Source organism: Serratia aquatilis (assembly GCF_044865145.1).
GTDB classification, from domain to species: Bacteria; Pseudomonadota; Gammaproteobacteria; order Enterobacterales; family Enterobacteriaceae; genus Chania; species Chania aquatilis.
The window spans coordinates 4,191,850-4,204,677 of the sequence record NZ_CP173186.1 but is presented as its reverse complement, the minus strand read 5'-3'; the positions used below and the strand labels follow the sequence as shown (position 1 = coordinate 4,204,677).

At 50.8% G+C, this 12,828-nt stretch carries 11 protein-coding genes, 4 tRNA genes and 1 other RNA gene; 15 read left to right on the top strand and 1 reads right to left on the bottom strand.

The genetic code is table 11. The features are described 5' to 3' along the window. Window positions 1–87: 87 nt before the first annotated feature. On the top strand, window positions 88–1,164 hold the full coding sequence (gene mltB, locus SAQUA_RS19010) for a lytic murein transglycosylase B (RefSeq protein ID WP_380678353.1): 1,077 nt from the start codon (window positions 88–90) through the stop codon (window positions 1,162–1,164). A gap of 13 nt (window positions 1,165–1,177) precedes the next feature. On the opposite strand, the gene SAQUA_RS19005 is transcribed toward mltB, so the two are convergent. Then, on the bottom strand, window positions 1,178–2,563 hold the full coding sequence (locus SAQUA_RS19005; protein ID WP_380678351.1) for an MFS transporter: 1,386 nt from the start codon (window positions 2,561–2,563) through the stop codon (window positions 1,178–1,180). Between the two features lie 236 nt (window positions 2,564–2,799). Here SAQUA_RS19005 and pncC point away from each other — a divergent pair, with 236 nt between their 5' ends. The 14 genes from pncC to luxS all read left to right on the top strand — a co-directional run bounded on the left by pncC (window position 2,800) and on the right by luxS (window position 12,807). After that, a complete protein-coding gene (pncC, locus tag SAQUA_RS19000) occupies window positions 2,800–3,288 on the top strand; it encodes a nicotinamide-nucleotide amidase (protein ID WP_380678349.1) in 489 nt (162 codons plus the stop codon). Window positions 3,289–3,459: 171 nt separating this feature from the next. After that, window positions 3,460–4,524, top strand: coding sequence for a recombinase RecA (recA, locus tag SAQUA_RS18995; protein ID WP_380678347.1), 1,065 nt, complete (start codon window positions 3,460–3,462; stop codon window positions 4,522–4,524). 60 nt (window positions 4,525–4,584) lie between these two features. Next, window positions 4,585–5,100 carry a recombination regulator RecX gene (gene recX, locus SAQUA_RS18990; RefSeq protein ID WP_380678345.1) on the top strand — a complete coding sequence of 172 codons (516 nt, stop codon included), beginning with the start codon at window positions 4,585–4,587 and terminating at the stop codon, window positions 5,098–5,100. Between the two features lie 131 nt (window positions 5,101–5,231). Further along, complete coding sequence (gene alaS, locus SAQUA_RS18985) at window positions 5,232–7,859, top strand: alanine--tRNA ligase (protein ID WP_380678343.1); 2,628 nt, start codon at window positions 5,232–5,234, stop codon at window positions 7,857–7,859. A gap of 251 nt (window positions 7,860–8,110) precedes the next feature. After that, window positions 8,111–8,296 carry a carbon storage regulator CsrA gene (csrA, locus tag SAQUA_RS18980; protein WP_004091602.1) on the top strand — a complete coding sequence of 62 codons (186 nt, stop codon included), beginning with the start codon at window positions 8,111–8,113 and terminating at the stop codon, window positions 8,294–8,296. 309 nt (window positions 8,297–8,605) lie between these two features. After that, window positions 8,606–8,698: transfer RNA gene (locus tag SAQUA_RS18975), tRNA-Ser, on the top strand. 3 nt (window positions 8,699–8,701) lie between these two features. Further along, a tRNA-Arg gene (locus tag SAQUA_RS18970) sits at window positions 8,702–8,778 on the top strand. A gap of 61 nt (window positions 8,779–8,839) precedes the next feature. Further along, window positions 8,840–8,916, top strand: a tRNA-Arg gene (locus tag SAQUA_RS18965). Window positions 8,917–8,968: 52 nt separating this feature from the next. Beyond that, window positions 8,969–9,045, top strand: a tRNA-Arg gene (locus SAQUA_RS18960). A 27-nt stretch (window positions 9,046–9,072) separates the two neighbouring features. Further along, window positions 9,073–9,192, top strand: a non-coding RNA gene (locus SAQUA_RS18955) — RtT sRNA. Window positions 9,193–9,489: 297 nt separating this feature from the next. Further along, complete coding sequence (yqaB, locus tag SAQUA_RS18950) at window positions 9,490–10,056, top strand: fructose-1-phosphate/6-phosphogluconate phosphatase (RefSeq protein ID WP_380678338.1); 567 nt, start codon at window positions 9,490–9,492, stop codon at window positions 10,054–10,056. Beyond that, complete coding sequence (locus tag SAQUA_RS18945; RefSeq protein ID WP_380678336.1) at window positions 10,053–10,481, top strand: YqaA family protein; 429 nt, start codon at window positions 10,053–10,055, stop codon at window positions 10,479–10,481. Before yqaB ends, SAQUA_RS18945 begins: the two co-directional genes overlap by 4 nt. Before the next feature lie 82 nt (window positions 10,482–10,563). Then, entirely contained in the window at window positions 10,564–12,126 is a 1,563-nt protein-coding gene (gene gshA / locus SAQUA_RS18940) for a glutamate--cysteine ligase (RefSeq protein WP_380678334.1), read from the top strand. Window positions 12,127–12,291: 165 nt separating this feature from the next. After that, a complete protein-coding gene (gene luxS, locus SAQUA_RS18935) occupies window positions 12,292–12,807 on the top strand; it encodes an S-ribosylhomocysteine lyase (RefSeq protein ID WP_380678332.1) in 516 nt (171 codons plus the stop codon). Window positions 12,808–12,828 lie beyond the last annotated feature (21 nt).

Genomic DNA, 12,828 nt, shown 5'->3' with positions numbered 1-12,828 from the left:
ATCACAGATGCATATTCCTGTTTGTTCCGGCCAGACAATGCCTTAACATAGCGGTAACTCACTTTGCTTGGCTTATATGGATATCTGATGCGCCATCTGGTCACTTTTTTACCCCTGATCCCTTTTTTAGCTGCTTGCAGCAGTAAACCTGAACCCAACGTACAGGCTCCACAAGAAAGCCTGGTGCAGACAGGCTTCAAGCTTGAACCGGAACACGCCATTCACCCTTTGGGAGGGGATTTTGCCAATAACCCCGCAACGGCGCGCTTTATCGATAAAATGGTGCAGGAGCATGGCTTTGAACGCCAGCAACTGCACGACGTGTTGGCGCAGGCTCAGCAGTTGGACTGGGTGGTTCGCTTGATGGATAAACAGGCGCCTGGAGGTAAACCATCTACTCGACCAAACGGAGCATGGCTGCGCTACAGAAGCAAATTCCTGACTCCTGACAACGTACAAAACGGTGTCGTGTTCTGGAACAAGTATGAAGATGCATTGCAACGTGCCTGGCAGGTTTACGGCGTACCACCGGAAATCATTGTTGGCATCATCGGGGTAGAAACCCGCTGGGGACGGGTTATGGGGAAAACGCGCATCATTGATGCGTTAGCGACGTTGTCATTTAACTACCCACGACGTGCAGATTACTTCAGTGGGGAGTTGGAAACGTTTCTTCTGATGGCGCGCGCGGAGGGGGACGATCCTCTGTCATTGCGTGGTTCTTATGCCGGTGCAATGGGCTATGGCCAGTTTATGCCTTCATCGTTCAAGAGTTATGCGGTTGATTTCAATGGTGATGGGCACATCAATCTGTGGGACCCGGTGGATGCGATTGGCAGCGTGGCTAACTATTTCAAATCTCATGGCTGGACGCGGGATGCCCCGGTGGCGATCCTGGCCAGTGGGCAGGCTAGTGGCCTGGAAACCGGTTTTAAAACCAGTTACTCGGTTACCAATTTGGCTGCGGCAGGTTTGACCCCACAACGCCCACTTGCCGGCAATCAACAGGTCAGCCTGTTGCGCTTGGACATGGGTAACCGCTTCCAATATTGGTTTGGGTTACCAAACTTCTACACCATCACCCGTTATAACCATAGTGTCCATTACTCCATGGCGGTATGGCAGCTTGGGGAGGCGGTTAGCAGTGCCCGACGTGGTCAGTAAGTTTTTCGCAGGTTTATAACATGGTGTAGGCTTTTTTCAGCCCAGTATCGCCTTCCGGGTCTGCGCCTTGAGGGTGTGTTTCTTCGATAATTACTTCTGCCAAAGCGGATCCTTCAACTGGATCCGCTGTCGTTTCCGGTGCTGGCATCGTCTCCTGAATGATCTGTTCATCAAAAGTAGGGTTTAACGCTGGTGAAAGCGGTGAACTGGACAGACTGTCTGGCATGGCAATGTGGGGTACGGGAGCATCTTGCGCGTATTGTGATTTGTCTTCTTTGACTGTTCGGCTACAGGCGACAATCAACACGCCGCACAGAGCAAAAAACGCATACAGGATATTGCCGCCCAGCGGTTGGATCAACGCACCGACGGCAAGTGGCCCGATACTTGCCCCCACGCCAAATGCCATTAACAGACACGCTGCCAATGATACTCTGCGTTCTGGCTCGATCATGTCATTAGCCAGTGCGACTGCCAATGGATAAAGCGTGAACTGCAGCATGCTTACGATAAAGCCTACGACCAGTAATATCGGGAAATCAATATGTGGCAACAGCGCCAACGGTAAGGCCGCGATCGTCAGCAATATCGCGTTAACTCGCATCAATAACGTTCGGTTGTAATGGTCTGATAGCCAACTCAGCGGAAATTGTGCCACCAGCCCGGCAAAGATGGTGATAGCCATAAACAGACCAGTCTGTTGCGTTGTCAGCGATTGCTGGCTGGTATAAACCGGGGCCAGTCCATAAAACGAACCGACAATCATTCCAATCAGCAGTGTGGTACCCAATATTTTGGGAATGGTACTAACAAAATAACGCAACTCCATAGGGGCGGGTGACATGTGGCGGGCATTGGTGCGGGTGGTTAATGCGATCGGCACCAGGCAAAGGGCAAAACACAAGGCGATCAGCAGGAGTGTTGCGATGCCGAGCTCGGTTTGCACCATTAATGCAATCTGCCCTAATGACATACCAAGATAAGACGCCGCCATGTAAAAGCCGAAAACCATTCCGCGTTGATTAGATTCCGACTGATCGTTAAGCCAACTTTCCAGCACCATATATTGACACATCATACACACGCCGATAATCAGCCGTAGCACTACCCATACCGGGATATACTCCGTCAACCCATGCCCAAGCACGGCAGCGGTAATAATACCGGCACAGGAGACATAAGCGCGAATGTGCCCAACGCGAGCAATCAGAAAATGCCCCACTTTGCCGCCGATCACCAGGCCGATATAGTTGGCGGCGATAATGGCTCCGATCAAGGCTCCGCTGACGTTGATAGCTGTCAAACGCAGGGAAACATAGGTGGTTAGCAGCCCTGAGCCCAGTAGCATCAGTAAGGTAGTGGTATATAGCGGAAAGAATACGCCTAACGTTTTTTTCACTCTGCATTCCTGTGCTTTTTGACGCTGAGGTATAGATAACTGCATAGGTTGCTGTGCAGTGCTACAACATCAACCGGCAGCGCAAATCTGCGCATTGGCTTCGATACTAGCAGTTCATACCTTGGCTTGAAACAGCATCCCATGCGAAGCATTGCGCATTTCCACTCGAGTCCACCCGGTGGCAGTTGATAAATGCTACTATCGGGTGCATATACCTTGATTAAAAAGGAGAGGCGATGAGTGAGAACATGCTGCGTGAACTCAGTATTTCCGTAGGGCAGAAATTGAAGACTAACCGGCAGTGGATCACCTGTGCAGAGTCTTGTACTGGAGGGGGGATAGCCAAGGCTATTACCGATGTTGCTGGTAGCTCCGCCTACTTTGATCGTGGTTTTGTGACTTACAGTAACACTGCAAAGCATCAATTGCTGGGGGTGGCTGAAGCAACCCTGGCGGCTCACGGTGCCGTCAGTGAAAATGTGGTGCGCGAGATGGCAGTAGGGGCGCTTAAGGCGGCCAACGCAGATCTGGCTATTTCGGTCAGTGGTATCGCTGGCCCTGATGGCGGTAGTGAAGAAAAACCGGTGGGGACCGTCTGGTTTGGTTTTGCAGCACGCTCAGGTAGGGTTCTGGCACACAAAATGTGCTTTGCTGGCGATCGCGATGCGGTGCGCTCGCAGGCAACGATTTTTGCACTGCAAACGGCACTGGACGAATTTTTATAAAATTAGTCTTGATACTGTATGACCATACAGTATAATTAGTGGCATTTCCTGCCTATCCCCAAGTTACTTCAAGATGCAGCCAGTACTACTGCAACACGAAGCGAGACGGGAATAGCATACATTCAGCAGCAGTGTGGGGTTACACCGGCATTGCGAAACGAAGGAGCAAAAATGGCTATTGATGAGAACAAGCAAAAGGCGTTAGCTGCGGCACTGGGCCAGATTGAGAAACAGTTCGGCAAAGGCTCCATCATGCGTCTGGGTGAAGACCGCTCCATGGACGTAGAAACGATCTCCACCGGTTCGTTATCGCTCGATATTGCACTGGGTGCAGGTGGCCTGCCAATGGGGCGTATCGTCGAGATCTATGGCCCAGAATCCTCCGGTAAAACCACGTTGACCCTGCAGGTTATTGCCTCGGCTCAGCGTGAAGGTAAAACCTGTGCGTTTATCGATGCCGAACACGCGCTGGATCCAATCTATGCCAAGAAGCTGGGTGTCGATATCGACAACCTGCTGTGTTCTCAGCCAGATACCGGTGAGCAGGCGTTGGAGATCTGTGATGCCTTGACCCGCTCAGGGGCTGTCGATGTGATCATCGTTGACTCCGTTGCGGCTTTGACTCCCAAGGCGGAAATCGAAGGTGAAATCGGCGACTCACATATGGGCCTCGCGGCACGTATGATGAGCCAGGCCATGCGTAAACTGGCCGGTAACCTGAAGAATGCAAACACCTTGCTGATCTTCATCAACCAGATCCGTATGAAGATTGGTGTGATGTTCGGTAACCCAGAAACCACTACCGGTGGTAATGCCCTGAAGTTCTATGCTTCTGTGCGTCTGGATATCCGCCGTATCGGCGCGATCAAAGAAGGCGACGAGGTGATCGGCAGTGAAACCCGTGTGAAAGTGGTGAAAAACAAAATTGCAGCACCATTCAAGCAGGCTGAATTCCAAATCCTCTACGGTGAAGGCATTAACAGCCGTGGCGAATTGGTCGATCTGGGCGTGAAGCACAAAATGATTGAGAAAGCTGGTGCATGGTACAGCTATAACGGTGAGAAGATCGGTCAAGGCAAGTCAAATGCCTGTAACTTCCTGAAAGAAAACCCGGTAATTGCCGCTGAGTTGGATAAGAGACTGCGTGATCTGCTGTTGCACAGCAATGGTGCGCCGGTTGCTGCTGGTGTTGAAGATTTAGATAACAACGAAGCAGAAACCAGCGAAGAGTTCTAATCTTTGCCGGTAAGCATACGCATCCATGTGGTGCGTATGCTGTTCATCAGGTTTTAATCTATGCATGAAGCCATTCCTCTGCCTTCTGGCAATAAAAAGAATGCGTTGATAAGCCGCGCTATGCGCTTATTGTCACAGCGTGATCATAGTGAAGAAGAACTGCGCCGCAAACTTGCGGCGCAGCCGTTTGTTGCGAACCCTACCGCAGAATCCCCTGAAAAACCCGTTGACCCTGCAATTATTGAACAGGTTATAGCCTACTGTTACCAGCATAACTGGCTGGATGACCAGCGCTTTGCCGTTAGCTTTATTGCAAGCCGCAGCCGCAAAGGCCACGGTGCGCAGCGCATCCGTTCCGAGTTGCTACAAAAGGGCGTCGAAAAAGAAATCGTGCAGGCCGCCCTGGCAGAATGTGGCATCGATTGGTGCGAACAGGCCATGCGGGTTGCATGCCATAAATTCGGCGAGCCGCTTCCTCAGGAATGGAAAGAGAAAGCCAAATTGCAGCGCTATCTACTCTATCGCGGCTTTTATATGGAAGAAATTCACTCAATTTATCGCGATTTTGCACAATGAATGCACACGGGGTTTTACTTCCCTCCTAAGAAAATTTATCTTATCCACACTTTTAGTTCGTGAACCAGAGGATATCGTCAAGATATCGCACCTTTGATCACGCGTCGTTATCTAGCCTTTCCGGGAAAATTATGAGCAAGAGCACCGCTGAGATCCGTCAAGCGTTTCTCGATTTCTTTCATAGTAAAGGTCATCAGGTTGTAGCAAGCAGCTCCTTGGTGCCTAACAATGATCCGACATTGCTGTTTACCAATGCCGGTATGAACCAATTTAAGGACGTTTTCCTGGGGCTGGACAAGCGAGCATACTCGCGTGCAACCACGTCACAACGCTGCGTGCGTGCCGGTGGCAAGCATAACGATCTGGAAAATGTGGGCTATACCGCCCGTCATCATACCTTTTTTGAAATGCTGGGGAACTTCAGCTTCGGTGACTACTTTAAGCCGGATGCCATCAGCTATGCGTGGGAACTGTTGACCGGTGAAAACTGGTTTAACCTGCCAAAAGACAAGCTTTGGGTTACCGTCTATGAGACTGATGACGAAGCTTTCGACATCTGGCAACACCAGATTGGTGTTCCTGCTGAGCGCATTATCCGCATCGGTGACAACAAGGGCGCGCCTTATGCTTCAGATAACTTCTGGCAGATGGGTGACACTGGCCCATGTGGCCCTTGTACCGAGATATTTTACGATCATGGCGATCACATCTGGGGCGGGCCTCCAGGTAGTGCGGAAGAAGATGGTGATCGTTATATCGAGATCTGGAACATCGTGTTCATGCAGTTTAACCGCCAGTCTGACGGTACCATGCAGCCGCTGCCGAAACCTTCCGTGGATACCGGTATGGGTCTGGAGCGCATCGCTGCGGTGCTGCAACATGTCAATTCCAACTATGAAATTGATGTGTTCCGTACACTGATTGAAGCCATCGCTAAACTGACCGGCGCAACCGATCTGAGTAACAAGTCACTGCGCGTTATTGCCGATCATATTCGTTCCTGTGCTTTCCTGATTGCTGATGGCGTTATCCCTTCGAATGAAAACCGTGGTTACGTGCTGCGCCGTATCATTCGCCGTGCGATCAGACATGGCAACATGTTGGGGGCTCAAGATACCTTCTTCTATAAACTGGTTGCTCCACTGATCGAAGTGATGGGGCCGGCAGCGGATGAGCTTAAACGCTTGCAGACTCAGGTTGAACAGGTACTGAAAACCGAAGAAGAACAGTTTGCTCGTACGCTGGAACGTGGTCTAGCGTTGCTGGATGATGAACTGGCTAAACTGCAGGGTGATACCCTGGACGGCGAAACGGCATTCCGCCTGTATGACACCTATGGTTTCCCAGTGGACCTCACGGCGGATGTTTGCCGCGAACGCGGTTTAAAAGTCGATGAAGCCGGTTTTGAGCAGGCAATGGAAGCTCAGCGCCGCCGTGCACGTGAGTCCAGTGGTTTTGGTGCAGACTATAACAGCATGATCCGTGTTGATGGCACCAGCCAATTCAATGGATACGACTGCGAAGAGCAACTGGCTAAAGTGATCGCGCTGTTCCGCGATGGTCGGCCAGTGGAAGAGCTCCATGCTGGTGAAGAAGGCGTGGTGGTTCTGGATGAAACGCCATTCTACGCAGAGTCGGGCGGTCAGGTTGGTGATAAAGGTGTGCTTAAAGCTGCGGGGCTCGAGTTTGCTGTCAGCGATGTGCAGAAGTATGGTCAGGCAATTGGCCACTTGGGCAAACTGGCTACCGGTACGCTGAGATTGAACGACAGCGTCGATGCCGTTATTGATAGTGCGCGCCGAAACCGTATCCGCTTGAATCACTCTGCAACCCACCTGCTGCATGCAGCACTGCGCAAGATCCTGGGTGAGCATGTATCGCAGAAGGGGTCATTGGTTAACGATAAATACCTGCGTTTCGATTTCTCGCATTCTGAAGCAATGAAGCCTGAGCAAATCCGGCTGGTGGAGGATTTGGTCAATCAGCAGGTCCGTCGAAATCTCCCCGTGCAGACAGAAGTGATGGCGCTGGACGACGCGAAAGAGAAGGGCGCGATGGCGCTGTTCGGCGAGAAATACGATGACGACGTACGTGTGTTGTCCATGGGGGATTTCTCAACCGAGCTGTGTGGCGGGACTCATGCCAATCGTACCGGTGATATCGGTTTGTTCCGCATTCAGAATGAATCCGGCACCGCTGCGGGGATCCGCCGTATTGAGGCGGTAACGGGTGAAGAGGCGATTGCTACCCTGCACCAGCAGAGCGATTTGCTCCAGGATATTGCCCATCAGGTAAAAGGTGACAGCAATAGCCTGAGCGATAAAGTGCGAGCGGTACTTGACCGCACTCGTTCACTGGAAAAAGAGTTGCAACAACTGAAAGATCAGCAGGCTGCCTTGGAGAGTGCTTCTCTATCAAGCAAAGCGAAGCTGGTTAACGGCGTGAAACTGTTGGTTAGCCAATTGGATAACGTTGAGCCGAAAATATTGCGCACAATGGTTGATGAACTTAAGAATCAACTGGGATCCGCGATCATCGTTCTTGCAACGGTGGAAGAAGGAAAAGTCAGCCTGATTGCTGGTGTCACCAAAGATTTGACCGATCGGGTTAAGGCTGGCGAACTGATTGGTAACATTGCACAACAAGTTGGCGGTAAGGGCGGTGGCCGGCCAGATATGGCCATGGCAGGGGGGAATGATATCGATGCCTTGCCTGCAGCACTGAACAGCGTAGAAGCCTGGGTGGCCTCTAAGCTATGAAAATAAATAAATAGGCACAGAAAAACGCCATAATCCCGATAGGTTATGGCGTTTTAAACAGTGCTAACACAATGTAGTTACAATTACGGGAACAAAGTTTCTCTGGTCAGCTAAACTTATCTTCAATGTGGAGTGACACTAAGTCTACTTACATTTATTGTAGGGTATTGACTTACGTTTTCACTGTATATCATGGATAATAGCGGGGAAACTGAGAGACCCGACTCTTTTAATCTTTCAAGGAGCAAAGAATGTTAATTCTGACTCGTCGAGTTGGTGAAACCCTCATGATTGGCGATGAGGTAACGGTCACAGTGCTAGGGGTGAAAGGCAACCAGGTTCGTATTGGTGTGAATGCCCCCAAAGAGGTGTCGGTTCACCGTGAAGAAATCTATCAGCGCATCCAGGCCGAGAAGTCTCAACAGACGACTTACTGATTTCTAAGTAGCGTCTCGTTCCATAACGAGGCGCTATTGCTCTCCCGCTACAACGTTTTTATCTCTCCCCAGCTTTTTTTTCTAAAACTCATCTTTTTGTCAAAACTTTCACGTGCGGTGTCGCCGGGTTTTCTTGTTGATAAAACCCTCTTTTTGCCGTGAAATCATCCATGTTGCCTGTGAATTGTGCAAACGCGCATGAGTTGGGAAAAATTGTTTGACTTATAAGTCGGGGAAAGTAATATGTGCGCCACGCAGTGCCGATGAGCTTCTCTAAAAGCAGTTAGGCACAATTCGAAAGAAGCGTATGGTGAGGTGGCCGAGAGGCTGAAGGCGCTCCCCTGCTAAGGGAGTATGCGGTCAAAAGCTGCATCCGGGGTTCGAATCCCCGCCTCACCGCCATTTGCATCCATAGCTCAGCTGGATAGAGTACTCGGCTACGAACCGAGCGGTCGGAGGTTCGAATCCTCCTGGATGCACCATATCTAGCCATATGGTCAAGCTGTCAAAGTAGTACCATACGGTATCAAAAAGAATTCCTGTGCATCCATAGCTCAGCTGGATAGAGTACTCGGCTACGAACCGAGCGGTCGGAGGTTCGAATCCTCCTGGATGCACCATTCTTCAGTGCAGTTTCACGGAACGAAACACACTCGCTATAAAAATAAGACTGCATCCATAGCTCAGCTGGATAGAGTACTCGGCTACGAACCGAGCGGTCGGAGGTTCGAATCCTCCTGGATGCACCATTTAAGAAAAACCCGCCTTGGCGGGTTTTTCGTTTTACGACCGCGAGGAGAGCGGTTGGAGGTTCGAGCCGAGCGAAGCGAGACAACGTTGCTTTAGCAACGGCCCGAAGGGCGAGGCATAGCCGAGTTATCCTCCTGGATGCACCATTTAAGAAAAACCCGCTTTGGCGGGTTCAGACTGCTGACAACCCCCGTTATTAGGGAGAGCGTGCCGATGGGGTCGTAACGGCGTAAGCCGTCGGAGCGCCCCTCGGTGCGCTAGGCCCGGGTATCTCAGGTCAGAAGGCGACTTTGTCATCAACCTCAACCCGCTTTGGCGGGTTTTTCGCTTTATATCTCCAGAAACCTCATTTCAACTCAGCATTTTCCACCAGGTTGAAGCCGCGACAACCTTGCGGCTTTGCGCTAAAGTGGTTTTCCTTCCTTAATGGTCATGGAGTCACGATGTACGATCGCTACCAAGGTCTTATTTTTGACATGGATGGCACCATTCTGGACACTGAGCCGACGCACCGTAAGGCGTGGCATGAAGTGTTGGCACGTTATGGCATGAAGTTTGATGAAACGGCCATGGTGGGGCTGAATGGTTCACCAACTTGGCGAATTGCCCAGGCGATCATTGCCTCATATCAAGCAGATCTCGACCCTTATCATCTTGCCGCGGAGAAAACTCGTGCAGTCGAGGGAATGCTGTTGGACACAGTTCGACCATTACCGCTGATTGAAGTGGTAAAATCTTATTATGGCCGCCGTCCTATGGCGGTGGGAACTGGCAGCGAGCACCGAATGGCGGAGATGTTACTGAGTCACTTAGGGCTGCTTAACTGTTTTGATGCGCTTGTCGGTGCTGATGATGTTCAACGCCATAAGCCAGAGCCGGATACTTTCCTGCGCTGTGCTGAATTGATCGGCGTACCGCCAGAACGTTGTGTGGTGTTTGAAGATGCTGATTTTGGTATCCAGGCCGCCAGGAGTGCCAATATGGCAGTGGTAGATGTTCGTACGCTGTGAGTAGCACGCTGGCGGTCATGTCGCTGTTTGGTAGCAGTTTCCTCAGTGCTACACTGCTGCCGGGCAATTCAGAGATCGTATTGGTCGCGCTGTTGACCAATAGCAGTGTTTCACCAGGTTTTTTGGTGCTGGCTGCAACGTTGGGAAATACTCTGGGTGGGTTGACCAATGTAATTATCGGGCGCCTGCTACCGGCGATGAAACCGCAACGAGGGTTGGAAACGGCTCTTGGCTGGTTAAATCGCTATGGCCCGGCTGCGCTGTTGCTCAGTTGGGTACCGGTTGTGGGCGATTTGTTGTGCGTGTTGGCAGGCTGGCTGCGCATGCCATGGGCCCCCGTTACACTGTTTCTATGTGTTGGCAAGGCGTTGCGTTACATCATACTTACTATGATTACACTGCAGGGGCTTGCCTGGTGGCAATAGCCAAGTGAATATAACTCAATATTCTCTTGAGCGCAGATTCAGTATGCTTACGAGTTATGGATTTTAGAAGCGGGAGGTCAATTTGATCCCGGACGTATCACAAGCGCTTTCTTGGTTGGAAGCACACCCTCATGCTTTAAAAGGGATCCGGCGCGGTATTGAGCGTGAAACATTGCGAATTACCGCTGATGGCTCGCTCGCTAGCACAGGGCATCCGGAAAAGCTGGGGGCTGCATTAACGCACCATTGGATTACCACGGATTTTGCCGAGGCGCTGTTAGAATTTATTACGCCGGTTGATGACAACATCGATCACTTGCTGACGTTCTTACGTGACATCCATCGTCACGTTGCGCGCAATTTAGGTGAAGAACGCATGTGGCCGTTCAGCATGCCATGCTTTATCGAAAGTGAGCAGCATATCGAGCTGGCACAGTTTGGCACGTCCAATATTGGCCGTATGAAAACGCTTTACCGTGAAGGGCTAAAGAACCGCTATGGCGCGTTGATGCAGACAATTTCCGGTGTGCACTACAATTTTTCCTTGCCGCTTGAGTTCTGGCAGGCATGGGCGGGTGTTAAAGACGCCGAAAGTGGTAAAGAGCAGATCTCTGCGGGATATTTCCGCCTGATACGCAACTACTATCGCTTTGGTTGGGTGATCCCTTATCTGTTTGGTGCTTCACCGGCAATCTGTTCCTCTTTCCTGCAAGGGCGAGAAACCTCGTTGCCGTTTGAACGTAATGAGTATGGGATGTGCTATCTGCCTTATGCCACCTCACTGCGCCTGAGTGATCTGGGCTATACCAATAAGTCACAAAGCAACCTGGGCATTACCTTTAACGACCTGCAGAGCTATGTCAAAGGCCTGAAACGTGCCATTGCTACACCTTCTGAAGAGTATGCCAAGCTTGGCGTGAAAGAGGGCGATCGCTACCTGCAACTGAACAGTAACGTGTTGCAGATCGAAAACGAACTCTATGCACCAATCCGGCCAAAAAGGGTGACCAACAGCGGTGAAACACCGTCAGATGCCTTGCTGCGGGGGGGCATTGAATATATTGAAGTCCGCTCGCTGGATATCAACCCATTCTCGCCAATCGGCGTGGATGCGGTACAGGCTCGCTTCCTGGACTTATTCCTGGTGTGGTGCGCACTGGCGGATGCGCCGGAAATGAGTAGCGATGAACTACTCTGCACCCGCAAAAACTGGAATCGTGTGATCCTGGAGGGGCGCAAGCCGGGGCAGACTATCGGCATCGGTTGTGATGATACACGCAAACCGTTGAGTGAGGTGGGGAAAGCATTGTTCGGCGATCTGAAGCGGGTTGCTGAAGTGCTTGATAGTGAAGCCGGTAATCAACTATATCAACAAGTGTGCGATGAGCTGGTTGCCGCATTTGACGATCCGGAACTGACATTCTCTGCCCGTATCCTTAAAGTATTGAAAGCAGAGGGGGCGGGCCGTGCGGGCTTGGAACTGGCTGAACAATACCGCCAGATGCTGATGCAAGAGCCATTGGAAATTCTGACAGAAGAGCAACTGGCGCAGGAGCAGAAGGACTCATGGCAGCGTCAGCGCGACATAGAAGCCAGTGATACGCTAAGTTTTGATGAATTTCTGAAAGCAAACGGCGGAAGCTGAAAAAGAAAAAGGCCACATCAATGTGGCCAAATATGCATCTCTAATAGCAGGGATGATGATAACAAATGCGCGTCTTTCATATACTGAGACTCACTGGTTTGGAAAAGGTTTCCTTGAGTGGGAAAAATTTTTGAAATAATTACGCTTTAACGAGGAAATGACGATATGCCACTGCTGGATAGCTTTACCGTAGACCATACCCGCATGGCAGCTCCGGCTGTCCGAGTTGCTAAAACCATGAAAACGCCTCATGGCGATACCATAACCGTATTCGACCTTCGTTTTTGCCGCCCGAATCTGGAAGTGATGCCGGAGCGCGGAATTCATACGTTGGAACATCTGTTTGCTGGTTTTATGCGTGATCATCTAAACGGTAACGGCGTTGAGATTATCGATATTTCACCAATGGGATGCCGCACCGGTTTCTACATGAGCCTGATTGGTGTGCCTGAAGAACAACGCGTAGCTGATGCCTGGAAAGCTGCAATGGCCGATGTCCTGAAAGTCACCGACCAGCGCAAGATCCCTGAGCTTAATGAATTCCAATGTGGTACCTACCACATGCACTCACTGGAAGAGGCGCAGGAGATTGCCAATCACATTATCGAGCGGGGTGTGGTGGTTAATCACAACGAAGAATTGGCTTTGCCGAAAGATAAATTGCAAGAACTGCACATTTAGTTTCGGAATTGAAACCAATTA

Bases quoted from the DNA above. Each gene is read 5' to 3' on its own strand.
- luxS (WP_380678332.1), top strand. From the start codon at position 12,292: ATGCCACTGCTGGATAGCTTTACCGTAGACCATACCCGCATGGCAGCT.
- pncC (WP_380678349.1), top strand. From the start codon at position 2,800: ATGAGTGAGAACATGCTGCGTGAACTCAGTATTTCCGTAGGGCAGAAA.
- csrA (WP_004091602.1), top strand. From the start codon at position 8,111: ATGTTAATTCTGACTCGTCGAGTTGGTGAAACCCTCATGATTGGCGAT.
- mltB (WP_380678353.1), top strand. From the start codon at position 88: ATGCGCCATCTGGTCACTTTTTTACCCCTGATCCCTTTTTTAGCTGCT.
- recX (WP_380678345.1), top strand. From the start codon at position 4,585: ATGCATGAAGCCATTCCTCTGCCTTCTGGCAATAAAAAGAATGCGTTG.
- alaS (WP_380678343.1), top strand. From the start codon at position 5,232: ATGAGCAAGAGCACCGCTGAGATCCGTCAAGCGTTTCTCGATTTCTTT.
- yqaB (WP_380678338.1), top strand. From the start codon at position 9,490: ATGTACGATCGCTACCAAGGTCTTATTTTTGACATGGATGGCACCATT.
- recA (WP_380678347.1), top strand. From the start codon at position 3,460: ATGGCTATTGATGAGAACAAGCAAAAGGCGTTAGCTGCGGCACTGGGC.